General features: G+C 37.0%; 22 protein-coding genes, 2 pseudogenes and 1 riboswitch. Of the genes and pseudogenes, 22 read left to right on the top strand and 2 right to left on the bottom strand.

Features of this window, described 5'->3' with window-relative positions; translation table 11 throughout:
- Positions 1–287: 287 nt before the first annotated feature.
- From EKM01_RS13150 to EKM01_RS13095, 12 genes and pseudogenes are all read left to right on the top strand, one after another.
- Positions 288–389 (top strand): annotated as a pseudogene (locus tag EKM01_RS13150) (PLP-dependent transferase); the annotation flags it as partial.
- A gap of 276 nt (positions 390–665) precedes the next feature.
- Positions 666–767 (top strand): annotated as a pseudogene (locus EKM01_RS13145) (PLP-dependent transferase); the annotation flags it as partial.
- 169 nt (positions 768–936) lie between these two features.
- Positions 937–1,347, top strand: a complete 411-nt coding sequence (locus EKM01_RS13140; RefSeq protein ID WP_126516147.1) for an Rrf2 family transcriptional regulator — start codon at positions 937–939, stop codon at positions 1,345–1,347.
- A gap of 115 nt (positions 1,348–1,462) precedes the next feature.
- Positions 1,463–2,368, top strand: coding sequence for a sulfite exporter TauE/SafE family protein (locus tag EKM01_RS13135; RefSeq protein WP_231507414.1), 906 nt, complete (start codon positions 1,463–1,465; stop codon positions 2,366–2,368).
- Positions 2,369–2,383: 15 nt separating this feature from the next.
- Positions 2,384–3,085 (top strand): phosphoadenylyl-sulfate reductase, encoded by a 702-nt coding sequence (locus tag EKM01_RS13130; RefSeq protein ID WP_126768622.1) that lies wholly within the window; start codon positions 2,384–2,386, stop codon positions 3,083–3,085.
- A gap of 65 nt (positions 3,086–3,150) precedes the next feature.
- Complete coding sequence (gene cysD, locus EKM01_RS13125) at positions 3,151–4,050, top strand: sulfate adenylyltransferase subunit CysD (RefSeq protein ID WP_126453028.1); 900 nt, start codon at positions 3,151–3,153, stop codon at positions 4,048–4,050.
- An 87-nt stretch (positions 4,051–4,137) separates the two neighbouring features.
- The gene (locus EKM01_RS13120; protein ID WP_126743505.1) at positions 4,138–5,382 is read left to right on the top strand and encodes a sulfate adenylyltransferase subunit 1; all 1,245 of its coding nucleotides are present in this window, start codon (positions 4,138–4,140) and stop codon (positions 5,380–5,382) included.
- A gap of 186 nt (positions 5,383–5,568) precedes the next feature.
- On the top strand, positions 5,569–7,659 hold the full coding sequence (locus tag EKM01_RS13115) for a HEPN domain-containing protein (RefSeq protein ID WP_126768621.1): 2,091 nt from the start codon (positions 5,569–5,571) through the stop codon (positions 7,657–7,659).
- On the top strand, positions 7,652–8,425 hold the full coding sequence (gene cobA / locus EKM01_RS13110; RefSeq protein WP_126768620.1) for a uroporphyrinogen-III C-methyltransferase: 774 nt from the start codon (positions 7,652–7,654) through the stop codon (positions 8,423–8,425). Before EKM01_RS13115 ends, cobA begins: the two co-directional genes overlap by 8 nt.
- Positions 8,426–8,499: 74 nt before the next feature.
- A complete protein-coding gene (locus EKM01_RS13105) occupies positions 8,500–9,081 on the top strand; it encodes a bifunctional precorrin-2 dehydrogenase/sirohydrochlorin ferrochelatase (protein ID WP_126554992.1) in 582 nt (193 codons plus the stop codon).
- 107 nt (positions 9,082–9,188) lie between these two features.
- On the top strand, positions 9,189–10,241 hold the full coding sequence (locus EKM01_RS13100; protein ID WP_091204228.1) for an NAD(P)/FAD-dependent oxidoreductase: 1,053 nt from the start codon (positions 9,189–9,191) through the stop codon (positions 10,239–10,241).
- Between the two features lie 92 nt (positions 10,242–10,333).
- Positions 10,334–10,453, top strand: a riboswitch (SAM riboswitch).
- Between the two features lie 265 nt (positions 10,454–10,718).
- Positions 10,719–11,720 carry a homocysteine S-methyltransferase family protein gene (locus tag EKM01_RS13095; protein ID WP_126554994.1) on the top strand — a complete coding sequence of 334 codons (1,002 nt, stop codon included), beginning with the start codon at positions 10,719–10,721 and terminating at the stop codon, positions 11,718–11,720.
- Positions 11,721–12,039: 319 nt separating this feature from the next.
- Here EKM01_RS13095 and EKM01_RS14945 read toward each other — a convergent pair whose 3' ends face one another.
- Entirely contained in the window at positions 12,040–12,165 is a 126-nt protein-coding gene (locus tag EKM01_RS14945; protein WP_255416337.1) for a hypothetical protein, read from the bottom strand.
- Positions 12,166–12,421: 256 nt separating this feature from the next.
- Here EKM01_RS14945 and metH point away from each other — a divergent pair, with 256 nt between their 5' ends.
- Positions 12,422–15,103 (top strand): methionine synthase, encoded by a 2,682-nt coding sequence (gene metH, locus EKM01_RS13090; protein ID WP_126768619.1) that lies wholly within the window; start codon positions 12,422–12,424, stop codon positions 15,101–15,103.
- Positions 15,104–15,213: 110 nt separating this feature from the next.
- Positions 15,214–16,170 carry a methylenetetrahydrofolate reductase [NAD(P)H] gene (gene metF / locus EKM01_RS13085; protein WP_126768618.1) on the top strand — a complete coding sequence of 319 codons (957 nt, stop codon included), beginning with the start codon at positions 15,214–15,216 and terminating at the stop codon, positions 16,168–16,170.
- 261 nt (positions 16,171–16,431) lie between these two features.
- Here the strand turns inward: metF and gldA are convergent, their stop codons facing one another.
- Positions 16,432–17,331: a gliding motility-associated ABC transporter ATP-binding subunit GldA gene (gene gldA, locus EKM01_RS13080; RefSeq protein ID WP_126768617.1), complete on the bottom strand. Its 900-nt coding sequence runs from the start codon at positions 17,329–17,331 to the stop codon at positions 16,432–16,434.
- A gap of 145 nt (positions 17,332–17,476) precedes the next feature.
- Here gldA and EKM01_RS13075 point away from each other — a divergent pair, with 145 nt between their 5' ends.
- From EKM01_RS13075 to EKM01_RS13035, 8 genes are all read left to right on the top strand, one after another.
- Positions 17,477–18,730 carry a dicarboxylate/amino acid:cation symporter gene (locus tag EKM01_RS13075; RefSeq protein ID WP_126516157.1) on the top strand — a complete coding sequence of 418 codons (1,254 nt, stop codon included), beginning with the start codon at positions 17,477–17,479 and terminating at the stop codon, positions 18,728–18,730.
- A 373-nt stretch (positions 18,731–19,103) separates the two neighbouring features.
- The gene (locus EKM01_RS13070) at positions 19,104–19,931 is read left to right on the top strand and encodes a prephenate dehydratase (protein ID WP_126555003.1); all 828 of its coding nucleotides are present in this window, start codon (positions 19,104–19,106) and stop codon (positions 19,929–19,931) included.
- 75 nt (positions 19,932–20,006) lie between these two features.
- Positions 20,007–21,152 (top strand): pyridoxal phosphate-dependent aminotransferase, encoded by a 1,146-nt coding sequence (locus tag EKM01_RS13065; protein WP_126768616.1) that lies wholly within the window; start codon positions 20,007–20,009, stop codon positions 21,150–21,152.
- A 3-nt stretch (positions 21,153–21,155) separates the two neighbouring features.
- Positions 21,156–22,013, top strand: coding sequence for a prephenate dehydrogenase (locus tag EKM01_RS13060; protein WP_126768615.1), 858 nt, complete (start codon positions 21,156–21,158; stop codon positions 22,011–22,013).
- 59 nt (positions 22,014–22,072) lie between these two features.
- Positions 22,073–23,155, top strand: a complete 1,083-nt coding sequence (locus EKM01_RS13055; RefSeq protein WP_126457419.1) for a bifunctional 3-deoxy-7-phosphoheptulonate synthase/chorismate mutase type II — start codon at positions 22,073–22,075, stop codon at positions 23,153–23,155.
- Positions 23,156–23,356: 201 nt separating this feature from the next.
- Positions 23,357–24,334, top strand: coding sequence for a ribosome small subunit-dependent GTPase A (gene rsgA / locus EKM01_RS13050; RefSeq protein WP_126564338.1), 978 nt, complete (start codon positions 23,357–23,359; stop codon positions 24,332–24,334).
- A gap of 45 nt (positions 24,335–24,379) precedes the next feature.
- Positions 24,380–24,832 (top strand): D-aminoacyl-tRNA deacylase, encoded by a 453-nt coding sequence (dtd, locus tag EKM01_RS13045; protein ID WP_126768614.1) that lies wholly within the window; start codon positions 24,380–24,382, stop codon positions 24,830–24,832.
- A 275-nt stretch (positions 24,833–25,107) separates the two neighbouring features.
- Entirely contained in the window at positions 25,108–25,272 is a 165-nt protein-coding gene (locus EKM01_RS13035) for a type ISP restriction/modification enzyme (protein ID WP_233589332.1), read from the top strand.
- Positions 25,273–25,274 lie beyond the last annotated feature (2 nt).

Genomic DNA, 25,274 nt, shown 5'->3' with positions numbered 1-25,274 from the left:
GATTTTCGTAAAGTTCATGACGATTGAAGCCATACAATAGTTCAAGGTTTAAACCGTGGTCAATGTGGTTTATTTAAGAACGTTTGTTGGTTAGTATTACCGATGGATTTTCGTAAAGTTCATGACGATTGAAGCCATACAATAGTCCACGGTTTAAACCGTGGTCAATGTGATTTATTTAAGAACGTTTAGCAGTGAGTATTACCGATGGATTTTCGTAAAGTTCATGACGATTGAAGCCATACAATAGTTCAAGGTTTAAACCGTGGTCAATGTGGTTTATTTAAGAACGTTTGTCGGTTAGTATTACCGATGGTTTAGTGCGTGTTTCAGTAGGATTGGAAACCGTAAAAGATGTGATTGCTGATTTGGAGCAGGCATTGTTGTAAAGGTCATGACGATTGAAGCCATACAATAGTTCAAGGTTTAAACCGTGGTCAATGTGGTTTATTTAAGAACGTTTGTCGGTTAATATTACCGATGGATTTTCGTAAAGTTCATGACGATTGAAGCCATACAATAGTCCACGGTTTAAACCGTGGTCAATGTGATTTATTTAAGAACGTTTAGCAGTGAGTATTACCGATGGATTTTCGTAAAGGTCATGACGATTGAAGCCATACAATAGTCCAGGGTTTAAACCGTGGTCAATGTGGTTTATTTAAGAACGTTTAGCAGTGAGTATTACCGATGGTTTAGTTCGTGTTTCAGTAGGATTGGAAACCGTAAAAGATGTGATTGCTGATTTAGAGCAGGCATTGTTGTAAGGATTTTTTGATTGTAGATTTACTACAAATTAAAAATCATCAATCTCCATTCACTATTCTTAAATCAAAAAGTATATTTTTGTTGTTTCAATATAAAAAGAATGTTGATTTCAGACAGCTTTGAAATCTACAATCAAAAATAATTAATCTTCAATTATATTTTTTTAAAATGCTTTCAAAAAAAACTAAATACGGAATAAAAGCACTTACTTTTTTGGCACGCCAAAAAAACAATTTTCCGGTGCAAATAGCGGAGATAGCCAAGAGCGAGACTATCTCGATCAAGTTTTTAGAAAGTATTTTATTATTACTGCGTCATTCTGGTTTTTTAGGAGCCAAAAAAGGAAAAGGCGGAGGCTATTATTTGATAAAAGATCCTAAGGAAATAAATATGGCCCATGTGTATCGTATTCTAGAGGGACCTATTGCATTACTTCCATGTGCCAGCCATAATTTTTATGAGCCTTGTGAAGACTGTGCCGATGAAACCACTTGCGCCGTTCGGAAATTAATGACCGAAGTGCGAGACAATACCCTGATGATATTGGAAAACAATACCCTAGCGGATATCGCCTTTTAAAAAATAAACTTAAAAATTAGTGTTGTAGTTAAACAAAAAGTACTATTTTTGCGCTTTAATCTACAATGCCGATAGGGTAATAGATAATAAATAAAATTTATTTTACCTTGCAAGCATGAATAAAGAAGTAGTAGAAGAAAATAAAGGGATGATAAAATCCCAAATTACATTTAAAGAACGCTTGTGGGTTGTTATTCCGGTTGTTTTATTAGTTGGATTAATTTCTACATTGGTGTACAACCATCATGCTGAATTTTCTTGGAATGGTTTTGTGGGAGGGTTCGATCAGGAGTTTTTAATCTTTTTTTGTATTGGCGTTTTTGCACAACTAGTCGATGGAACTTTAGGAATGGGCTACGGAGCAACCTCTACCTCTTTTTTATTGGCATATGGAATCCCGCCAGCAATCAGCAGTACAGGTGTTCACGTTGCTGAAATGTTTACCACCGGAGCTTCTGCAATTTCTCATCATCGTTTTGGGAATATCAATAAAAAACTAGTGCGGCATTTGTTGATACCCGGAATTTTGGGTTCGATTACCGGAGCTTATTTGTTATCGGATGTAATTGATGGGGATGCAATAAAGCCTTTTATTGCCGTGTATATGATCGCTTTGGCGGTTATAATTATCAGAAAGGCAATGCAAAAAAATATTATTAAAAAGAAAACGAAACGATTGAATATTTTGGCTTCTTTTGGGGGATTCATGGATTCCGTTGGAGGTGGAGGCTGGGGGCCAATTGTAACTTCTACATTATTAGGACGCGGTAGAAATCCTAGATATACAATTGGTTCTGTGAATGCAGCCGAATTTGCGGTTTCTTTCGCTAGTGGTATTACATTTATGATTTTTGGAGGAATCCAAGGATGGCAGGTTATTATAGGTTTAATTTTAGGAGGCGTTATTGCTGCGCCAATTGCTGCTTTATTAGTTAATAAAATCAAAAGGAAACCCATGATGATTTTGGTAGGTATTTTAATTATTATTTTGAGTTTAAGAACCTTGTCAAAATTGTTGTAAAAGATAAACGGAATTATGAGCACAGATACAGTAAAAGCTTTATTGCATAAAACCAAAGATTTTTCCATAGAGGAAACGCTTAGTTTTTTAGCCAACGAATATAAGGATAACGTAGTTTTTTCTACTTCTTTTGGTCAGGAAGATCAGGTGATTACGGCTTTAATTGCGAAAAATGATTTGCCAATTACCATTTTTACATTGGATACAGGACGATTATTTCAGGAAACGTATGATGTTTTTCATAAAACTTTAAGAAAATATAAAATTGACATTAAAACCTATTTTCCGGAAGCAATTGCGGTGGAAGAGTTGTTAAATCATAAAGGTCCAAACAGCTTCTATGAATCGGTGGAGAATAGAAAAGAGTGTTGTTTTATTCGAAAAGTGGCACCGTTGACTAAAGGATTAAAAGGGAATGACATCTGGATTACTGGTCTACGTGCGGAACAATCCGAAAATAGAAATGACTTAGACCTTTTTGAATACGATGAAAAGTTCGACATTATAAAATTCAATCCATTGTTAAAATGGACTTTGATAGAAGTAGAAGCCTATTTAGAAAAAAATAATGTGCCACAAAATGTATTACACAAACAAGGGTTTGTAAGTATAGGATGTGCTCCATGTACGAGAGCCATAGCCGAAGGGGAAGATATCAGAGCAGGGAGATGGTCATGGGAATCGAGTCATAAAGAATGTGGGTTGCACCAAAAATAATTAAAAATTAATACAACAATCTTTCAATTTTTGAATTTTTCAATCCTTGAATAAATAAAAATATAATGAGTACCATATTAAAAACAAATGCTTTAGAAAGCGAAGCGATATACATATTTAGAGAAGTAATTTCTCAATTTGACAAACCGGTATTGCTTTTCTCTGGTGGAAAAGATTCGATTACTTTGGTACGTTTAGCTCAAAAAGCATTTTTTCCAGCGAAAATCCCTTTTCCATTGTTGCACGTAGATACGGGACATAACTTTCCTGAAACTATTGCTTTTAGAGATAAATTAGTTGCTGAATTGGGATTAGAATTAATCGTTCGTAATGTGCAAGATGCTATTGACGAAGGGAAAGTTGTAGAAGAAACAGGTAAGTACTCCAGTAGAAACAGTTTGCAAACGACTACACTTTTGGATGCTATCGAAGAATTCAAATTTGATGCTTGCATCGGTGGTGCGCGTAGAGATGAAGAAAAAGCGAGAGCGAAGGAACGTATTTTTTCGGTTCGTGATGATTTTGGTCAATGGGACGAAAAAAATCAGCGTCCTGAATTATTTGATATTTTAAACGGAAAAATTGAAAACGGTCAAAACGTTCGTGTTTTTCCAATTTCGAATTGGACAGAGCTAGATGTTTGGAGTTATATCGAACAAGAGCAAATCGAAATTCCATCGATTTACTTTTCACACAAGCGTAAGGTATTCTTGAGAGACGGTATGATTTGGTCTCATTCTCCTTTTGTTTACCAAGAAGAAGATGAGCAAATTGAAGAAAGAATTGTTCGTTTTAGAACCGTTGGAGATATGAGTTGTACCGCAGCTGTTGATTCTTATGCAGCAACGATTCAGGAAGTGGTGGGTGAAATTAGATCTTCAACTATTTCTGAAAGAGGAGCCAGAATTGATGATAAACGTTCTGAAGCTGCAATGGAAAAAAGAAAACAACAAGGTTATTTTTAGAATTTGATTTTTTAAAATTAGTAAGCAAGTATAAAAAAAACAAGAGTTTTAAAGGTTTTATACTTTAAAATTTAAACTCAATATAAAATGGAAGTTTTAAAAATAGCAACAGCAGGAAGTGTAGATGACGGAAAAAGTACATTAATCGGGAGATTATTGTACGATACAAAATCGTTGACTACAGATAAGATTGAAGCAATAGAAAAAAGCAGTAAGCAAAAAGGATACGATTACTTAGATTTCTCATTGGCTACCGATGGTTTGGTTGCTGAAAGAGAACAAGGAATTACGATTGATGTGGCGCATATTTATTTTTCGACAGCCAAAAAAAGTTACATTATTGCCGATACTCCGGGTCACGTTGAATATACACGAAACATGGTTACCGGAGCTTCAACTTCACAAGTTTCAATCATTTTGATTGATGCGCGTAAAGGAGTTATTGAGCAAACCTACCGTCACTTTTTTATCAATAATTTATTGAGAGTAAAAGATGTGATTGTTGCGGTAAACAAAATGGATTTAGTTGATTATTCAGAAGAAGTATACAACAAAATCAAAGCAGACTTTCAGGCATTAAATGCAAAAAGTGCTTTCAAAGAACAAAATGTAAGTTACATTCCGCTAAGTGCAATCAATGGTGGTAATGTTGCCGATAAATCGGAGAACATGCCTTGGTATACTGGACAGACGGTTTTGGAACATTTGGAATCATTGGAACCAAATGATATCTACGAAAACGGGATCGCACGTTTTCCTGTTCAAACAGTAATCCGACCAAAAACGGAAGAGTATCACGACTTTAGAGGATATGCCGGAAAATTATACGGTAACACTATTAAAGTAGGAGATGCAGTAACGGTGCTTCCTTCTTTAACTGAATCTACAGTAACGAATATTCACTTTTTTGATAAACAATTTGATGAAGCTACGGCTGGTTCTTCTATCACTTTGGAACTGGAAAATGATATCAATGTAACCAGAGGGGATATGATTGTAAAATCGAATGAACTTCCTAAAATTGAAAAAGACATTACAACAACTGTTTGTTGGATGGACAGTAAAAAATTAGTGGCAGGCGCAAAATATTATGTACAACACAACAGCAATAGAGTTTTGGCAAAAATTGATAATGTAAAAAACGTAATCGCAACCGATTATTCTGGAACAACACCAGCGACTCAATTAGCTATAAATGAAATTGGAGAAGTAACTATCAAATTGAGCAAAGCCATTTATTTTGATGCTTATACTGATAATAAATCTAACGGAGCTTTCATCTTAATAGATGCTGCAACCAACACAACAGCAGGAGTTGGGTTTATAAAATAGCCCCCACCCCAGCCCTCCCCGAAGGGGAGGGAGACATCCTAGATAAAAGTATGCCGGTAGTTAAGGCGTTTGCCTTTTACGATAAGAATATAATAATAATTGAGTTAAAAGAAAATGTAATAATATTTCCAGTTTCGACTCCCTCCCCTTCGGGGGGGGTTGGGGAGGGGATAAACATAACTAAAGATGCAAAGTTTTAGAACAGAAATAGAAGATCCGATTGTCCAAAAAGAGATTATCGATTTAGAGAAAAAAATTCATTCCTTCCGAAGTGGACAAATTGACGATGAGCGTTTTCGCAGTCTTCGTTTGGCACGTGGTATTTACGGTCAACGCCAAGAAGGCGTGCAAATGATTCGTATTAAATTGCCATACGGAAAAGTGACTAGCGAGCAATTGAAGCGTATTACGGAAGTGTCCGATAAATATTCTACAGGACGTTTACACATTACAACCCGTCAGGATATTCAAATTCACTATGTGAGTTTAGACAGAACACCGGAGCTTTGGTCTGAGTTAGCCAAAGACGATATCACTTTGAGAGAAGCTTGTGGAAATACCGTGCGTAATATTACTGGAAGCGAATTAGCGGGTGTAGATGTTGACGAACCTTTTGACGTGTCGCCTTATGCGCATGGTTTGTTTCAATATTTATTGCGTAACCCAATTTGTCAAGAAATGGGACGTAAGTTCAAAATATCATTCTCCTCTTCTGATAAAGATACTGCTTTGAGTTATTTGCACGATTTAGGATTTATTCCAAAAATTGTAAATGGCGAAAAAGGGTTCAAAATAATGTTTGCCGGAGGTTTAGGTTCTCAACCAAGTCACGCTGAATTGCTTTCAGAATTTGTACCGGTGAACCAAATTATTCCAACTACCGAAGGTATAATCAGAGTTTTTGACCGTTACGGAGAAAGAGCAAAACGTTTGAAAGCGCGTATGAAATTTTTAATCAAAGACCTAGGTCGTGATGAGTTTTTGCGTTTGGTTGACGAAGAGAAAAAAGCATTACCTTTTCATTCTTACGAAATCGACACTACCGCTTTTGAAGGACCAATTTCAGAACCTTTATTAGCTGTACCATCAGTAATAATTGAGGATGTTGAAGCTTTTGAAGCTTGGAAAAAATCAAATGTGATTGCACAAAAACAAGCAGGATATGTAGCTATTGGTATCAAAGTACTTTTAGGAGATTTTTATACGGACAAAGCAAGATTGTTAGCCGATTTGATTAAAAATTATGGTGCTAATGAATTGCGTTTTTCATTACGACAAAACATCGTTTTACGTAATATTAAAGAAGAAAATCTAGCGTTCTTTTATCAAGAATTAGCCAAATTAGATTTTGTTGCTTTAGGATATGATACTATCGGAGATATCACGGCTTGTCCGGGAACGGATACGTGTAATTTAGGTATTGCAAGTAGCACTGGTATTGCGGATGAATTAGAAAGAGTATTAAAAACAGAATACCCACAATACAGCAACAATCAGCAAATCGCAATAAAAATTAGCGGTTGTATGAATGCTTGTGGACAACACAATATGTCCGAAATTGGTTTCCAAGGAATGTCAATCAATGCAGGGAAACTGGTGGCTCCAGCACTTCAGGTATTATTAGGTGGCGGGAATTTAGGAAACGGAAACGGAAGATTTTCGGATAAAGTAATCAAAATTCCAAGCAGAAGAGGACCCGATGCGTTGCGTTATATCTTAAATGATTTTGAAGCAAACGGAAACGGACAATCGTTCTTGAATTATTACGACGCCAAAGGAGAGAAATATTTCTATGAATTCTTGAAACCATTAGCGGATATAACAAACCTTACCGAGGCTGATTTTGTAGATTGGGGAAATGCTGATAACTACGTAAAAGCAGTTGGAGTAGGAGAATGTGCAGGTGTAGTAATTGATTTAGTGGCTACTTTAATATTAGAAGCCAAAGATAAAATGACTTTTGCACAAGAAGCTTTCGAAGAAGAAAAATGGGCAGATGCGATTTACTTGGCCTACGCAGGTTTTGTAAACGGTGCCAAAGCAATATTATTGGCAGAAAACCAAAAAACAAATCACCACGCTGGAATTATCGATTTATTTGATACTGTTTTTATCGAAAGCAAAAAAATAGAATTGGATTCAAGCTTTAAAGATTTGGTTTATCAAATCAAAGCGAATGAGCCTTCTGCCGAATTTGCACAAAAATACATCCAACAAGGAGTTGCGTTTTTTGATACAATAGAGAAATACAGAGCCAAAGATTTAGCTGATGCATAATACAATACAACCCAAAGTAACTTTAGTAGGCGCTGGTCCTGGCGATCCGGATTTGCTTACTCTGAAAGGAGTAAAGGCGCTGGCAGAAGCGAATGTGGTTTTGTATGATGCACTAGCCAATGAGGAAATAATGATTCATGCACCCAAAGATGCCATAAAAATATTTGTAGGGAAACGAAAAGGCTGTCATGAATATTCGCAAGACCAAATCAATCAGTTGATTGTTGATAATGCGCTTACCTATGGAAATGTCGTTCGGTTGAAGGGTGGAGATCCATTTATTTTTGGTCGTGGAAGCGAAGAAATTGAATTTGCAGAAAGTTTTGGAATCCCTACATTTGTAGTCCCCGGAATTTCATCTTCGATTGCAGTTCCGGCTTATCAAGGAATTTCTTTGACAAAAAGAGGTGTTTCAGAAAGTTTTTGGGTAATCACAGGCACTACTTCCAACAGGAATTTGTCGAATGATGTAGCTCTCGCAGCGCAATCATCAGCAACAGTTGTGATTTTGATGGGAATGAGTAAACTATCACAAATTGTGTCATTATTCCAGAAGGAATCCAAAGGAGAAACTCCTGTTGCAATTATTCAAAACGGAACTACTCCACAGGAAAAAATTGGAGTTGGAACGATTAACACTATCCAAGGAGTTGTGGCGGAGAAAAAGTTAAGTTCACCAGCTATAATTGTTATTGGAGAAGTGGTCAAAGAAAGTATCAAGTTAAAAGGATTTTACGAAGAATTCATTTTAAGTAACATTGCATAAAAAATAAGTATAAATTATTCAAGCTCAGGCTCCCTCTCCTTCGGAGAGGGTTGGGAGAGGAAAATAAGATAGTAATGGAAAGAAACGAACTATATCCTGTTTTTTTAAAACTACACAACCTCAATGTACTTATTGTAGGTGGAGGAAATGTGGGTTTAGAAAAGTTATCTTTCATGTTGAAATCCAGTCCAAATGCCAATGTTGAAGTGGTGGCGCCAAGGTTTCTTCCAGAATTGGAAGGCCTGGCAGCAAAACATCCTTCGGTAATATTGACCTATAAAAAGTTCAATCGCTGGATGCTTCGCAAACGCCACATGGTAATTGCCTGCACCGATGATTTGAAAGTAAATAAACGGGTATTCGACTTGTGTCGAAAAAGACATTTGATTTGCAACATTGCCGATACACCGGATTTATGTGATTATTATTTGGGCGGAATCGTAACCAAAGGAAATGTGAAAATAGCCATTTCAACCAACGGTAAATCACCGACAACTGCCAAAAGATTACGGGAGTTTTTCGAAGAAATAATTCCGGATGACATCAATAAAATGGTCGAAAACCTCAATGAATATCGCAAAACGCTTAAAGGGAATTTCGAAGAAAAAGTACAAAAAATGAACGAAATCACAGAAGCATTAAAAAACAAAGAATAAAAGCATTGCAAATTAACGAATGATATTTATCATTTAAAGTTGTAAAAATCAATCGTTAATTTGTACTAAATAGTTTATTATAATTACATTACATAAAGAATAAAAAAATGATTAAAACAGACATACTTATAATAGGAGCCGGACCAACTGGTTTATTTGCCGTTTTTGAAGCAGGATTATTGAAATTAAAATGCCATATTCTGGATGCTTTGCCACAAGCGGGCGGACAGCTTTCAGAATTATATCCTAAAAAACCAATCTATGATATTCCAGGGTTTCCAGAAGTATTAGCGGGGGATTTAGTGGATAATTTAATGGAACAAATCAAGCAGTTCGAGCCAGGATTCACCCTTGGCGAGCGTGCAGAAACTATTGAAAAACAAGAAGACGGAAGTTTTATTGTCACCTCAAATAAAGGAAAAAAATTCCATGCACCAGTTGTAGCAATTGCTGGTGGATTAGGAAGTTTTGAACCCAGAAAACCATTGATTGAAGACATCGAATTTTACGAAGATAAAGGAATCAAGTATTTCATTAAAAATCCGGAAAAATTCAGAGACAAAAGAGTAGTAATTGCAGGAGGTGGTGATTCCGCTTTAGATTGGAGTATTTTCTTGTCGAATATTGCTTCCGAAGTGACTTTAATTCACCGTAGAAATGAATTCAGAGGAGCCTTGGATTCGGTCGAAAAAGTGCAGGAGTTAAAAGATTCCGGAAAAATAAAAATGATCACGCCGGCAGAAGTAGTTGGTTTAAATGGAGCCGAACATTTAGAATCAATTGATATTGAAGAAAATGGTGCCCACAGAACCATTCCTACAGATTATTTTATTCCGCTTTTTGGATTAACTCCAAAGTTAGGTCCTATCGGAGACTGGGGATTAGACATTGAAAAAAATGCCATAAAAGTAAATAATGCTTTGGATTATCAAACGAATATTCCCGGAATTTTTGCCATTGGTGACGTAAACACTTATCCAGGAAAACTGAAATTGATTCTTTGTGGATTCCACGAAGCAACTATGATGTGTCAGGCAGCCTACCAAATAATCAATCCGGGTAAGAAATATGTGCTGAAATATACTACAGTTTCTGGTGTTGACGGATTTGACGGAACTCGTAAAGAAGCTCCAAAAGCCGTGGTTAAAGCCATAGTTTAACAACTTAATACAAACTAGTTAAAAAATATAGCGCTAATACTTGCAAGTATAGGCGCTATGTCTTTACTTTGCACTGTTCCTATATTTATTGAAAGTTATCACGAAAGGCGGAGGGAAAGACCCAATGAAACCTTAGCAACCCTTTATCTTTAAAGAAGGTGCTACATTCTACTTTATACAGAACCAGTTTCAGTATTTAAGATAGATAACACACGAATACTCACTCAGTATTTCTCAAACCTTTTCTTGACAACATATATTTTTAGCCTTCTGAATTAATTTCGGTATCAGGAGCGAACAATTGGTGTTTTTTTGCCAATACTGTTCCCGCTTTCCGCTATATCTTTTTTTCTGAACGCCAGAAAAATAGGATATCGCTTCAATCGGGGCTAAAGAGTTCATATAGTGAACTTTTGTAATTAATAATCAAAAGTGTAAATCCCGAAATGGATCGTGATTTACAAGAAATAACAAGATATGTCAAGCATTCAAGAAGCCATTAAAAAAAACATACTCATACTCGATGGAGCTATGGGAACCATGTTGCAACGCTACAATTTCTCTGAAGAAGACTTTCGAGGAGAACGTTTCAAAGATTTTCCACATTCCTTAAAAGGGAACAATGATTTATTGTCACTTACGCAACCACAAGCGATTCGTGCGGTACACGCCGCCTATTTTGAAGCAGGAGCAGATATCGTTGAAACCAATACTTTTTCTGGAACCACCATCGGAATGGCAGATTACCATCTCGAAGATATTGTTTACGAACTTAACTACGAATCGGCACGAATTGCCCGTGAAGTAGCCGATGAATTTACAGCCAAAAATCCAGATAAACCTCGTTTTGTAGCCGGTTCAGTTGGACCAACAAACAGAACAGCGAGTATGTCACCAGATGTAAATGATCCAGGTTACAGAGCGGTAACTTTTGATGATTTGCGCATTGCTTACAAACAACAAGTAGAAGCATTGATAGACGGAGGAAGTGATTTACTGTTGGTGGAAACTATTTTCGATACGTTAAACGCCAAAGCGGCTCTTTTCGCTATTGAAGAAGTCAAAGACGAACGTAATATTGATATTCCAATCATGGTTTCCGGGACAATTACCGATGCATCAGGAAGAACACTTTCAGGTCAAACCGTGGAAGCTTTCTTAGTTTCGGTTTCACACATTCCGTTGTTGAGTGTAGGATTCAATTGCGCCTTGGGTGCCGATTTGCTTAAACCGTATCTCCAAACCTTAGCGCATAATACTTCGTTCAATGTTTCGGCACATCCTAATGCAGGATTACCCAACGCTTTTGGAGAGTACGATGAAACGCCAGAACAGATGCAAGCCTTTATCAAAGAATATTTAGACGATAATTTAGTAAATATCATAGGTGGCTGTTGCGGAACAACCCCAGAACACATTAAGTTGATTGCTGATATCGCAAAGGAGTATAAACCTAGAGTTTCAACAGCAACGATGTAATTAAATTTCCTGCATGGTTTTTTTAAACTGTGTAGTGATGTTTGAAAATGGATTTTTTTAGTTGAATCCAAGTTAGTGCCAGCGCCGGAACTGATAACACTAGATAGCGCGGATTTGTAATCCGTGCCCACAAAGAGAATAAAAACATAAAGTGTGATTTTGTCATTCGGACGAAGGAGGAATCACATTACGGATATAGTTTGATGAGATTCCTCCTTCGTCGGAATGACAAACTGGGTGGCTAGGTTCCCCCGCTAGCGCGAGCTTCTAGCTCGTGCCCATTAACAAAGGCAGGATAAATAGATTTTGAAATATAGAATTATAATTTAGAATAGGCACGAGCGGGACGCTCGCGATAGCGAAGTACGAGTTCCGTAGGAACGATATATTTTGTAGCAACGGAATTTATTCCGTTGAATGAAATAAAAATTAGGATTACGAGCATATTCTGTTGATAATAGATGATTTAGTACCAATATCCGCGTGAGGGATAGCAGTGAAAAGCCCACAGACAAATGAAGTCCCGATAGCTATCGGGACGGAATTAGTCGAGGACTTGTAACGAATAGCCCGACCCTTGTGGTCACGCCCAAAATAATAAGAAACAAAACGAACTACACGTTAAAAAAAAGTAGAAATAAACAACAAAAGCATAAACTTGTACCGTTTCTAAAACCGTGCAGGACAAATAAAGATAAAAAATGGCACAAGCAGAAACTAGAAGAAACTTGGTATTATCAGGATTAGAGCCTTTAATCATTACGCCTAACAGCGTATTTGTAAATATTGGTGAACGAACGAATGTTACCGGTTCTAGAAAGTTCCTTCGATTAATCAAGGAAGAAAAATACGAGGAAGCACTCAGTATTGCCAAAGAGCAAGTGGAAGGTGGCGCGCAAATCATCGATATAAATATGGATGAAGGAATGCTTGATGGCGAATATGCCATGACGAAATTCCTGAATTTGATTGCTGCTGAACCGGATATTTCCAGAGTTCCAATCATGATTGATAGCTCGAAATGGGATATCATTGAGGCTGGACTAAAAGTGGTGCAAGGAAAAAGTGTGGTAAATTCGATTTCCTTGAAAGAAGGCGAAGAACAATTTATTCATCACGCTAAATTGATTAAGCGTTACGGTGCTGCGGCAATTATTATGGCTTTTGATGAAACTGGACAAGCAGATAATTACGAGCGCCGGGTAGAAATATGCCAACGTTCATATGATATATTGGTAGATAAAGTTGGTTTTCCTCCGCAGGATATTATTTTCGATTTGAATATATTTCCAGTAGCGACAGGAATGGAAGAACACCGCTTGAATGCTTTGGATTTCTTTAGAGGAACCAAATGGGTTAGAGAAAATTTACCTCACGCACACATTAGTGGAGGTGTAAGTAATGTTTCGTTCTCTTTTAGAGGAAATGATACAGTTCGGGAGGCGATGCACTCCGTGTTCTTGTACCACGCCATCCAACATGGAATGACGATGGGAATCGTGAATCCTGAAATGTTGTCTATTTATGACGAAATTCCAAAAGATCTTTTAGAACGCGTTGAAGACGTAATTCTGAACAGGCGAGAGGATGCCACAGAGCGATTACTGGATTTTGCCGAAAATGTAAAAGGAGATGTAAAGAGCAATGAAAAAGCGATTCAGGAATGGCGCTCTGGAACGATTCAGGAACGATTGACACATTCCTTAGTGAAGGGAGTGGATGAATTTATTCTTTTGGATATTGAAGAAGCTCGACTGGCAGCAAAAAAACCAATTGAAGTTATTGAAATTAACTTAATGACAGGAATGAATGTGGTTGGGGATTTATTTGGTTCGGGTAAAATGTTTTTGCCGCAAGTGGTAAAATCGGCTCGGGTAATGAAAAAAGCAGTGGCTTATTTGTTGCCGTTTATTGAAGCCAGCAAACAAGCCGGAGACAAACAAGGGAATGGAAAAATCCTGATGGCAACCGTAAAAGGCGATGTACACGATATTGGTAAAAACATTGTAAGCGTGGTGCTGGCGTGTAATAATTATGAGATTGTAGATTTAGGCGTAATGGTGCCTCCCGAAAAAATTATCGCAGCGGCCATTGAGCATAATGTAGATATTATTGGATTGAGCGGATTGATCACGCCGTCACTGGACGAAATGGTTTTTCTTGCTAAAGAATTAGACAAAAGAGGACTTAAAATTCCAATAATGATTGGTGGGGCAACAACTTCGCGAGCACATACAGCCGTGAAAATTGCACCACAATACAGAGAAACGGTTATTCATGTGAATGATGCTTCGAGAGCCGTAACGGTGGCGGGAAGTTTATTGAACAAGGATAAAAAAATATATGCAAGCGACATTAGAGCGGAGTATGATGCCTTTAGAGAGACGTTTTTGAATCGTTCACGCGACAAGAATTTCTTAACTATTGAGCAAGCGCGCAAGAATAAATTGCAGTTGGATTGGGAGAATTTTACTCCTGTAAAGCCAAAAATCATAGGCGAACAAACTATCGAAGTCGATTTAGATGTGTTGGTTCCGTACATTGACTGGACGCCGTTTTTTAGAACATGGGAGTTGTTCGGAAAATATCCAGCGATTTTAACGGATACTGTTGTTGGGGAACAAGCTACTTCCGTTTTTGCGGATGCCAATGAAATGTTGGAAGTTATTTTGAAAGAAAAGAAACTGACAGCCAAAGGAATTTATGGAATTTTCCCTGCCAATCAAGTGAACGATGATGACATTGAGTTAAGTGATGAAAACGGAAAAGTGTTAGAGAAATTTTTGACGTTGCGTCAGCAATCACAAAAAACAAAAGGTGCTCCAAACATCGCATTGTCTGATTTTATAGCCCCGAAAGATAGCGGAAAAACGGATTATATGGGCGCATTTTGTGTCACGACCGGTTTTGGTGTTGATGAGTGGGCGGCTGAATTCGAAAGAGATTTAGACGATTACAATTCGATTATGGTAAAAGCATTGGCGGATCGTTTTGCGGAAGCATTTGCTGAATATTTGCACGAAAAAATCCGTAAAGAAATTTGGGGCTATTCATCTGATGAAAATATAAGTACTGAGGCTATGATCGCAGAAGATTACAAAGGAATTCGTCCGGCTCCAGGATATCCGGCGTGTCCCGACCATTTAGAAAAACCTACGATTTGGAAATTACTAAATGTTGCAGAAGAAATTGGAGTGACCTTGACCGAAAGTATGGCAATGTGGCCCGCTTCATCGGTTTCTGGGTATTATTTTGGAAATCCGCAAAGTAAGTATTTTGGACTTGGAAAAATAAAAGAAGACCAAGTCATTGATTACGCGAAACGAAGAAGCGTTTCAACTGAAGTAGCCACGAGATGGTTAAGCCCGAATATAGCAGATTAAAATCCCCACCCAGCCTCCCCGAAAGGGAGGAGCCGAAAAGGAAGAAAAAAATATTGTTCAATTAAAATTACCCGAGTTCTCCCCTCCTTTGGAGGGGTCGGGGGAGGATCATGAAAGTAACACAACATATAGAATCAGCCAAAGGAGAAACGTTATTCTCCTTTGAAATTATTCCGCCTCAAAAAGGCAAAAGTATTCAGGAATTATACAATAATATTGATCCGTTGATGGAGTTCAAACCGCCATTCATAGACGTAACCACCTCTCGCGAAGAATTTATCTATATGGATAAAGGAAATGGTTTATTGGAAAAAAAACTAACCAGAATGCGTCCGGGAACACTTGGGATTTGTGCTTCGATCAAGCATAAATATAATGTAGATACCATTCCTCATGTGCTTTGTGGTGGTTTTACTAAAGAAGAAACAGAATATTTATTAGTTGATTGTCATTATCTGGGAATTGATAATGTGATGGCTTTGCGTGGCGATGCCATGAAAGACGAGCAGTCTTTTGTTCCTAAATTAGGAGGAAATGATTTTGCAGTTGATTTGGTCAAACAAATTAACCAATTAAATTGCGGGAAGTACTTGCATGACCTCATGGATGTTGATGATAAAGCCAATTTTTGCATTGGAGTTGCAGGGTATCCGGAGAAACATTTAGAATCGCCGTCTTTAATTTCAGATTTGAAAAGACTCAAAGAAAAAGTAGATGCCGGTGCGGATTATGTGGTGACGCAAATGTTTTTTGATAATGCTAAATACTTCGAATTTGTTGTGAAAGCCAGAGAAATGGGGATCACCGTTCCTATTATTCCGGGAATCAAACCAATCGCAGTGCAAAGACACCTGCAAGTATTACCTCAAATTTTCAGAATCGATCTGCCGGAAGATTTAATTCATGCGGTTGATCAGTGCAAAAACAACGCAGATATCAGACAAGTAGGAATCGAATGGGCTATCCAACAATCATTGGAGTTGAAAGCAGCCGGTGTTCCCGTGTTGCACTATTATTCTATGGGAAAATCAGAAAATATTCGACAAATAGCGAGTAAGGTTTTTTAGGAGCTATTTCCAGCTATTCGTTACAATCTTTTCTTGTCTAAAAAAACGAGACAAGAAAAGGATTTTTACTGCTATCTGGGCTAGGGATTTAACGGTTATAAATGTCGTTATTCATTCCAAATTCTCATAATTTTGTCATTCCGACGAAGGAGGAATCTCACCGCATGGGATTCCTCCTTCGTCGGAATGACAAATCAAACGGTATAAGTATTATAAATGGCTAGTATTTTTCATCTGCAAACTGCGACTGAACACTGATTACTATTTTTTCGTAATCTCCCTAAACACGGCCTCCAAGTTTTTATTCTTTTGGTTGAGCTGCAATGTTTTCAAACCATTGGCATTGGCAAAATCAAAAACTGCCGGACGCATGTCTTTATCCGCTTTGAAAGTCAACTCCCAAATCATGTCGTGCGTATTTTTATAAGAAACAAGATTTTCGATTTTAGCAATGGCTTGTTCTTCGATTTTATAGTCAAATTCTACTTCAATCACTTGTTCCTTATCTTCAGAAATTAAGTTGTCCAGTTTTTTATCGGCAACAATTTTTCCATTATTGATGATAATAACACGGTCACAAATCGCTTCTACTTCCTGCATAATGTGCGTCGAAAGGAAAACAGTTTTGTCTTTTCCCACATTTTTAATCACATTACGAATTTCGATTAATTGGTTTGGATCTAAACCAGTGGTTGGTTCATCCAAAATCAAAACATCGGGATTGTGCAATAACGCATTGGCAAGGCCCATACGTTGCCGATATCCTTTAGACAATTGGCCTATTTTTTTATGACTTTCGGTAGTTAAACCAGTAAGTTGAATTACTTCGTCGATACGGGATTTAGCTACTTTATACACATCAGCGTTAAAGGCTAAATATTCGCGTACATACAAATCCAAATACAGCGGATTGTGTTCCGGTAAATAACCAATTGAAAGTTGTACTGCCTTTTGGTTGGTGTTTACATCATTTCCGTTTACTATTGCGGATCCTTCATCAGCATTGATGTAAGTGGTCAATATTTTCATCAAAGTTGATTTTCCGGCTCCATTTGGACCTAAGAAACCAACTATTTCTCCTTTTTTGACAGAAAATGTAATGTTGTCTAAGGCTTTTTGAGTACCGTAACTTTTGGATATGTTATTTACTTCTATTGACATGGAATTTTATTTGTTGCAAAAGTAAACAGAAAAAGTATTGATTTATTGTTTTTGTAACTCAATAAATAAAAGACCTTCGTCAAAGTTTATTGAGCAAGAGGATATTCTCTTTTAGATTTATATATTTACCATAAACTATATGAACATGAATTTGAAAAACACACAATCAGGGAGTTTCTTGAAAAACTACAAAAGTATTTTATTGCTGCTTGGCGGAATTTTGGCAGGAAGTATATTGGGTTTAGTTTTTGGAAAGGAAGTAGAAGTGATTAAACCATTGGGAGATATATTTCTGAATTTATTGTTTACCGCCATTATCCCTTTGGTGTTTTTTACGATTGCATCTTCGATTGCCAATTTAGAAAAATCAGAGAAACTGGGAAGATTATTTGTAATTGTTATGGGAGTGTTTTTAAGCACCGTATTAATTTCTGCCATTTTGATGCTGGTTGGTGTCCTGTTATTTCCCATTCATCAAGACATCATTATTTCAAAAATACCGTTAGAAAGTATACAAAGTACAAATACAGGTTCACAAATTACCCAATTGCTTACAGCGGGGGATTTTTATGAACTGCTTTCTCGAAAAAGCATGTTGGCCTTAATCATTTTTTCCTTTCTAATAGGGTTTGCCGCCCTGCGTTCCGGAGAAAAAGGAAAAGATTTCAGCAGGTTTTTGAATTCAGGCAATGAAGTGATGAAACAATTGTTACACATCATCATGAAAACGGCTCCAATAGGTTTGGGGGCTTATTTCGCGTATCAGGTTGGAATTTTTGGACCGCAATTATTTGGAGCTTATGCAAAACCTTTGGGGCTTTATTATGCGGTTTGTGCTTTCTACTTTATTGTGTTTTTTAGTTTGTACGCTTTTATCGCTGGAGGGAAATTAGGATTTAAAGTATTTTGGAAAAATAATATTACGCCTTCCTTAACCGCATTGGGAACTTGCAGCAGCATTGCCACTATTCCTGCCAATCTGGAAGGTGCCGAAAAAATGAATATTCCGGCTCACATCAGAAATGTAGTTATTCCACTGGGTGCGCCTTTGCATAAAGACGGATCCAGTATGTCATCTATTGTGAAAATTGCGGTAATTTTCGCCATGTTCGGAAAAGATTTAACGGATCCAAATACCTTATTAGTGGCGTTAGGAATTACAGTAATTGTTTCGGTAGTTGAAGGCGGAATTCCTAATGGAGGTTATATAGGAGAAATTTTGGCGATTACCGTTTATGGTTTCCCAATGGAACAAGCTCTTCCAGCTGCAATGATTGTGGGGACTTTAGTAGATCCAATGGCGACATTGCTAAATGCGAATGGTGATTTAGTGTCGGCGATGATGGTTGCCCGAATTTCGGAAGGAAAAAAATGGCTTGCTGAAAAAGTAGTTGTATAAAACCACTTTTTTTAGCCGGTTTCAATGGTATAGTTTTAAAAACAGTAAAATAGCAACGACTTATTGGTGTTTTAAAGACCTTTTTTTAATTATTACATAATTAATAACCAGTTTTTTAGCGAATTCTTTTTTTGTTCAATAAAATCAGCCTTTTTTTTTGGATAGCTGGAAATTATGTATACATTCGCAGAGTAATTAATACAAAAAACAACAGCATGTTGAATAACCGATTTTATTTTAGCAACTCTTATTATTTCTTCTGGAAGGTCGAAAGGGATTGTTGTATGGTTATTTGATTATAAAATTAAATTGATACTATAAATATACAATCCCGATGTAAATCGGGATTTTTTTTTGCTTAAAAAGGTGTAAAATGAATGAAATAATTGGAATACAAGGCATAACGGGTTCTTTTCACCATCAGGTGGCGCAAGAATATTTTCATCAGGCGGTTGCTTTAGATGAATGTTTGTCCTTTGAAGAGTTAGTGGATAACCTGCTCTCCGGTAAATCAGATCAGGCAGTTATGGCTATAGAAAATTCTATTGCGGGCCCAATTATTCCGAATTACGCATTGATTGACAAGAATAATTTACACATTATTGGGGAGCATTATTTAATAATTCATCAAAATTTAATGGCCTTAAAAGGGCAGAAAATAGAAGATATTTTGGAAGTACATTCGCATCCTATGGCCATTTTGCAATGTATGGAATTCCTTAAAAAATATCCAAATATAAAATTAGTCGAAGATAAAGATACTGCCGAAACGGCACGTAGAATTCAGGGAAATCAGTTGAAAGGGATTGCTGCAATTGCCAGTATTACGGCGTCGAGAATGTATGATTTAGAAATTTTGGCTCCGGAGATTCAAACGATTAAAAATAATATGACACGTTTTGTGATTATCAAAAAGGAGAATTCATTTGTTCCGGAAAACGAAATTAACAGAGCGTCCATCAAATTTGAATTGGATCACAAACGGGGAAGTTTAGCGGCAGTTTTGAATGTGATGAGCGATTGCAAATTGAATTTAACAAAAATACAATCGTTACCAAAAATAGAAACGCCTTGGAAATATTCGTTTTTTGTCGATGTCACTTTTGAAAAATACGAAGATTATGCGAAAGCAAAGTCGCTATTGATCATTATGGCAGAATATTTCAAAGTGTTAGGCGAATATAAAAACACAAAATTATAAAGCCCTTAACCCCAACCCAACCCCCGAAGTGGGAATTAGATTAAGATCGATTTACAAGAAATTTAAAATAGAAGAATGATTACTATAGCGAAACGTCTCGAAATAATTGAAGAATACTATTTCTCCTCAAAGTTGAGAGAAGTAAGGCAACTGGCTTCTGAAGGGAAACCCATTATCAATATGGGAATTGGAAGTCCGGATTTACAGCCGTCACAGGCGGTAATTGATGCAGTGGTTCTGGCAATGCAAGAGGAGAATGCACATCAATACCAAAGTTATCAGGGGTTGCCAGAGTTGCGGCAAGGTATGGCTGATTTTTACAAAAACAATTACGGAGTTGCGTTGAATCCGGCTAACGAAATTTTGCCTTTGATGGGTTCCAAAGAGGGAATTATGCATATTTCACTGGCTTTTTTGAATGAAGGCGATCAGGTACTGATCCCAAATCCAGGATATCCAACCTATACTTCGGTGACAAATTTAGTGGGAGCAGTTCCGGTTTATTATGACTTAAAAGAAAACAATAACTGGGAGCCGGATTTTGAAGCTTTGGAAAAATTGGATTTGTCGAAAGTGAAAATCATGTGGATTGGGTATCCGCACATGCCAACTGGAGCCAGAGGAAGTCTGGCATTGTTTGAAAAATTAGTGACTTTTGCCAAAAAGCATAACATTTTATTAGTCAACGACAATCCGTATAGTTTTGTTTTGAACGACAATCCGATGAGTTTGTTGCAAGTAGCAGGTGCAAAAGACGTGGTTTTAGAATTGAATTCTTTGAGTAAGACTTTTAACATGGCGGGCTGGAGAGTGGGAATGCTTCTGGGAAATGCAGCTTGCATTGATGCCGTTTTGAAAGTGAAAAGCAACATGGATAGCGGTATGTTTTACGGGATTCAAAAAGGAGCAATTGAAGCTTTAAAAAGTGACAAAACATGGTTTGATTCGATGAATGCGATTTATAGAAAACGCAGAATTCTTACCGAACAACTGGCTGAGAAATTAGGCTGTAAAGTTTATAAAGAAGGAGTTGGATTATTTGTTTGGGCAAAATTGCCGGACGGAATCATATCGGCGGAGAAATTCATAGATGAAATTTTATATGACAAATCTATTTTTATTACGCCGGGAACCATTTTTGGTTCTAATGGAGAAGGTTACATCCGATTTGCATTGTGTGTAAAAGAAGAAAAAGTACAGGAAGCAATTGATAGATTTTAATACATGAATATACACGTAATAGGAATAGGATTGATAGGCGGTTCAATGGTATTGGACATTAAAGCACTGCATCCGGAAGCCAAAATTTATGGAATCGATACTGATGAAAATCATTTGCAGGAAGCAATAACTTTGGGAGTTGTTGATGCTGGTGCGACATTTGATGATTTAGTTGATGCAGATTTTGTAATCGTTTCTGTTCCGGTTGACGTTGCATTAAGTGTTTTACCAAAAGTACTGGATGTTATTGGTGAAAATACGATTGTTTTTGAAGTAGGTTCGACAAAAACGCCTATTTGTGAAGCGGTTGCTAATCATCCTAAGAGAAGGAATTTTATTGCAACGCATCCTATTGCAGGAACGGAGTTTTCAGGACCATCGGCAGCGATAAAAGGATTGTTTCAAGGGAAAACGAATATCATTTGTGAGGTCGAAAAAACAACGTTTAAATTGCAGGAAAAAGCGTTGGATTTGTTTAAGGCAATGGGAATGCGGATTCGGTATATGGATCCAAAATCACATGACAAACACATTGCTTATGTGTCGCATTTATCCCATATCAGTGCATTTATGCTTGGAAAAACGGTAATTGACAAAGAGAAAGACGAGCAGGATATTTTTGATATGGCGGGTTCTGGTTTTGAAAGTACGGTTCGTTTGGCCAAGAGTTCACCGGCAATGTGGACACCAATTTTTAAACAGAACAGGAAGCAGGTTGTGAAAACATTAGAGGAGTACATTTCGAATTTGTCAAAATTTAAAGAATTATTAGAAAAAGAAGATTACGATGCGATTTACAATGAAATGCAAAGTGTCAACAAAATAAAGGAAATATTAAACGGTATTAATGTAAAAAAGTGATCAGTGATTAGTCACTGGTTACAGTAAAAAGAACAACACAAAAACTAAAATTAGAAAAGATGGAAAACAAGAAAGAAATGAGAAATTGGTTGAATGAATTCAATTTGACTCATCCATTTGTGATCGCAGGACCTTGTAGTGCTGAAACAGAAGAGCAAGTATTGAAAATTGCACATGAATTGAAAGACTCTGACGTAAGTGTTTTTAGAGCAGGAATTTGGAAACCAAGAACGCGTCCGGGAGGATTTGAAGGAGTAGGAGCAATAGGACTTAAATGGCTGCAAAAAGCAAAGGCAGAAACCGGCTTGCTTATGGGAACCGAAGTAGCGACTGCAGCGCATTGTAAATTGGCTTTAGAGCATGATATTGATGTATTATGGGTTGGAGCCCGTACAACTGCAAATCCGTTTGCGGTGCAAGAAATTGCTGACACATTAAAAGGAACCGATAAAATTGTATTGGTCAAGAATCCGGTAAATCCAGATATGGCTTTGTGGCTGGGTGGTGTGGAACGTTTGCATGCGGCAGGAATTAAGAATTTAGGCGTTATTCACAGAGGTTTTTCTACGTATGAAAAAACGAAATACAGAAACATTCCTGAATGGCAGATAGCTATTGAATTGCAAAATAAATTCCCTGATTTGCCTTTGATCATTGATCCCTCCCATATTACAGGAAACCGTGAGATGATTCTTGAAGTGACTCAAGAAGCATTAGATCTGAATTACGACGGTATGATTATCGAGACGCATACTGATCCGGATAATGCATGGAGTGATGCAGCGCAACAAGTGACACCAGATGCTTTGAAACAGATTTTCAAAGATTTGAAAGTGAGAAAAGTAAGTGGTGATACGGACGAGTTTGCTAATAAAATGACAAAATTGAGAGCGAATATTGATGTTTTGGATTCGAATTTATTGGAATTGTTAGGCAAAAGAATGAAAGTGGCTGACGAAATTGGTCAAGTGAAAAAAGACGCTAACGTTGCTGTATTGCAAAACAATCGTTGGAACGAAATTTTAGGAAAAATGATTTTGGAAGGCGAGAAGAAAGGGTTGACAGAAGAGTTTGTACTAAAAATGTTCAAAGCGATTCACCAGGAAAGTATTGGTCACCAAGAAAAAGTACTAAACGCTTAGTCCGTATTTTTTAAATATAAATCCCTGCAGCTTTTGTCAAAAGTTGTGGGGATTTTCTATTTTTAATTGTATGTAAAGTTGCTCAAAGTGAAAAACTTTAAACTTTTAAACTTTAAACCTAAAACAAAGAATTATCTTTGCAAAGTCTTAGATTTTAAATCAGAAATCTAAAATAGTTAATCTTCAATCAAATAATCCTTTATGACAGGACTCGTTTACAAATCTACAGGAAGTTGGTACACCGTAAAATCCGAACAAGGGGATTTTATTGAATGCCGTATGAAAGGGAAATTCCGAATTAAAGGAATCAAAAGCACCAATCCTATTGCTGTAGGCGATATTGTGGATTATGAACTAGAAGAATCATCCGATACTGTTACGGGAACCATTCATAACATTCATGACAGAAAGAATTATATCGTTCGGAAATCAGTGAATTTATCCCATCAGATGCATATTATTGCGTCTAATATTGACAGGGTTTTCTTGCTGGTAACCATCAATAATCCGCCAACGACTTTTAACTTTATTGACCGTTTTCTGGTTACTGCCGAAGCGTATGGAATTGAAACTATACTGGTTTTTAATAAAATAGATACGCTAGACGATGCCACGCTGGATGAACAATTGTACATGCAGCATGTGTATCAGGAAATTGGATATAAATGTTTGCGCGTTTCTTCGACTGAAATGAAAGGAATAGAGGAATTGAAAGAAATGATGATTGGGAAAGTGAGCATGTTCTCTGGACATTCCGGAGTTGGGAAATCGACTTTGGTAAATGCGATGGAGCCTTCTTTACATTTAAAAACAAAGACAATTTCTGAAGCAAGCAAGCAAGGGCAACACACGACGACTTTTGCCGAAATGTATGATTTGTCTTTTGATGCCAGAATCATCGATACTCCCGGGATCAAAGGTTTTGGAATTGTAGACATGGATGCAGCAGAAATCAGTGGTTATTTTCCTGAATTTTTTAAGTTGAAAGAGCAATGTAAATTCAATAATTGCTTGCATAAAGATGAGCCGCATTGCGCTATTAAAGGGGCTTTAGAAAAAGATGAAATCGCTTGGTCCCGTTATAGAAGTTACCTTAAAATTCTCGAAGGTGACGATGAAAATTACCGTACGGATATTCATAATGAGGATCGAATAATCAGTGACAAAACTAGGGAATAGTAGAGATGCGATTTATCGCGTCTATTTTACATAGAATATAAAATAATGAAAATCGTCCTCCAAAGAGTTTCCCAAGCCTCCGTAACCATCGATAATAAAGTCGTAGCCGATATCCAGAAAGGATTGTTGGTTTTGGTTGGGATTGAAGATTTAGACAATCAAGATGATATCAATTGGTTAGCTTCAAAAACAGTCAATATCCGTGTTTTTGGGGATGAAAATGACGTTATGAATCTATCTGTCAAGGATACAGATGGCGATGTTATTGTGGTAAGTCAATTTACGCTGCACGCCGCTACTAAAAAAGGCAATCGTCCTTCCTATATCAAAGCTTCAAAACCAGAAATAGCTATTCCATTATACGAGAATTTTGTGCTTCAGTTGGAGAAAGAATTGGGTAAAAAAGTACAAACTGGCGTTTTTGGTGCAGATATGAAAGTACTTTTACTGAATGATGGTCCTGTAACGATAGTAATTGACAGTAAAAATAGAGAGTAGGTTTCCGTACAGCTCTCCAAACATAAAAAGTAAATACCGGAAATTGTTATAAGAAACACCTCACTGAAGGTGTTTTTTTAGGTTCCAATTCTTTACATTTGTTCAAATACTACTGAGATGACTTTAGAACAATACATTCAAAATATAAATTCCGCCTACAAAAGAGGTAATGCAACAGAACACACCTATCGTGGCGATTTGAAGCAACTTATCGAAAGTATTGTTCCGGATGTTGCCGCAACCAATGAACCCAATATTTCGACAACGTTCCCGAAGTGGCTTGGAATTTTTACATTGGTGGTTATCAACCCGCTCAAAAATGGCTCAAAGACCGTAAGGAACGCAAACTGGAATTTGACGATATTGCCCATTATCAAAAAATCATTGTAGCACTAAGTGAAACGGATAGATTAATGAAAGTAATTGATACAATAGCATAGAA

The organism is Flavobacterium sp. RSP46 (assembly GCF_003984825.1).
Classification (GTDB): Bacteria; Bacteroidota; Bacteroidia; order Flavobacteriales; family Flavobacteriaceae; genus Flavobacterium.
Note: the sequence above shows the minus strand (reverse complement) of the source record. Positions and strands in the feature narration are given on the sequence as shown.

Coding starts and splice junctions, on each gene's coding strand:
- EKM01_RS13140 (WP_126516147.1), top strand. CDS start 937: ATGCTTTCAAAAAAAACTAAATACGGAATAAAAGCACTTACTTTTTTG.
- EKM01_RS13135 (WP_231507414.1), top strand. CDS start 1,463: ATGAATAAAGAAGTAGTAGAAGAAAATAAAGGGATGATAAAATCCCAA.
- EKM01_RS13130 (WP_126768622.1), top strand. CDS start 2,384: ATGAGCACAGATACAGTAAAAGCTTTATTGCATAAAACCAAAGATTTT.
- cysD (WP_126453028.1), top strand. CDS start 3,151: ATGAGTACCATATTAAAAACAAATGCTTTAGAAAGCGAAGCGATATAC.
- EKM01_RS13120 (WP_126743505.1), top strand. CDS start 4,138: ATGGAAGTTTTAAAAATAGCAACAGCAGGAAGTGTAGATGACGGAAAA.
- EKM01_RS13115 (WP_126768621.1), top strand. CDS start 5,569: ATGCAAAGTTTTAGAACAGAAATAGAAGATCCGATTGTCCAAAAAGAG.
- cobA (WP_126768620.1), top strand. CDS start 7,652: ATGCATAATACAATACAACCCAAAGTAACTTTAGTAGGCGCTGGTCCT.
- EKM01_RS13105 (WP_126554992.1), top strand. CDS start 8,500: ATGGAAAGAAACGAACTATATCCTGTTTTTTTAAAACTACACAACCTC.
- EKM01_RS13100 (WP_091204228.1), top strand. CDS start 9,189: ATGATTAAAACAGACATACTTATAATAGGAGCCGGACCAACTGGTTTA.
- EKM01_RS13095 (WP_126554994.1), top strand. CDS start 10,719: ATGTCAAGCATTCAAGAAGCCATTAAAAAAAACATACTCATACTCGAT.
- EKM01_RS14945 (WP_255416337.1), bottom strand. CDS start 12,165: ATGCTCGTAATCCTAATTTTTATTTCATTCAACGGAATAAATTCCGTT.
- metH (WP_126768619.1), top strand. CDS start 12,422: ATGGCACAAGCAGAAACTAGAAGAAACTTGGTATTATCAGGATTAGAG.
- metF (WP_126768618.1), top strand. CDS start 15,214: ATGAAAGTAACACAACATATAGAATCAGCCAAAGGAGAAACGTTATTC.
- gldA (WP_126768617.1), bottom strand. CDS start 17,331: ATGTCAATAGAAGTAAATAACATATCCAAAAGTTACGGTACTCAAAAA.
- EKM01_RS13075 (WP_126516157.1), top strand. CDS start 17,477: ATGAATTTGAAAAACACACAATCAGGGAGTTTCTTGAAAAACTACAAA.
- EKM01_RS13070 (WP_126555003.1), top strand. CDS start 19,104: ATGAATGAAATAATTGGAATACAAGGCATAACGGGTTCTTTTCACCAT.
- EKM01_RS13065 (WP_126768616.1), top strand. CDS start 20,007: ATGATTACTATAGCGAAACGTCTCGAAATAATTGAAGAATACTATTTC.
- EKM01_RS13060 (WP_126768615.1), top strand. CDS start 21,156: ATGAATATACACGTAATAGGAATAGGATTGATAGGCGGTTCAATGGTA.
- EKM01_RS13055 (WP_126457419.1), top strand. CDS start 22,073: ATGGAAAACAAGAAAGAAATGAGAAATTGGTTGAATGAATTCAATTTG.
- rsgA (WP_126564338.1), top strand. CDS start 23,357: ATGACAGGACTCGTTTACAAATCTACAGGAAGTTGGTACACCGTAAAA.
- dtd (WP_126768614.1), top strand. CDS start 24,380: ATGAAAATCGTCCTCCAAAGAGTTTCCCAAGCCTCCGTAACCATCGAT.